This window comes from Falsiroseomonas sp. RANM36 (assembly GCF_056682175.1).
In genome coordinates this window covers 161,979-162,444 of the sequence record NZ_JBWXTD010000005.1, presented here as the reverse complement: position 1 = coordinate 162,444, position 466 = coordinate 161,979, and the positions used below count along the sequence as shown (strand labels likewise).

1 protein-coding gene is annotated in these 466 nt (G+C 74.2%); it reads left to right on the top strand.

Annotated elements, in window-relative coordinates:
* Positions 1–466 (top strand): gamma-glutamyltransferase (locus AC1MIR_RS18695; protein WP_480029699.1); only part of this gene is annotated, 466 nt, incomplete at both ends.

Sequence of the window (466 nt, the reverse complement as noted above, 5' to 3'; positions counted from 1 at the left end):
GGCACGGGGCTGATCTGCAACAACTACATGCACATTTTCGATCCGCGGCCGGGCCTGGCGCTGTCCGTCGCGCCAGGCAAGCGGGTCTATACCTCGATGGCGCCGACCATCGTGCTGCAGGACGGCGCGCCGCGCTTCGCGCGCGGCCTGCCGGGGGGCCTGCGCCTCTTCCCCTCGGCTTTCCAGGCGCTGCTGAACCTGATCGCCCCCGCGATGCCGCTGCAGGCGGCGCGGGCGGCGCCGCGCATCTGGACCATGGGCAACGCGCTGGAACTCGAGCCCGCCATCCCCGACACGGTCGGGGAGGCGCTGTCCGCCATGGGCCATACGGTCAAGCGGGGCAAAACAATCGGCGGCGGCATCAACGGCATCGCCTTCGAGCCCGATGGCAGCATGACCGGCGCCGCCTGCTGGCGCGCCGCCGGCCGCGGCCCCCCGCCCCGCGGCGGGGAGGGGCGGGCCCCGG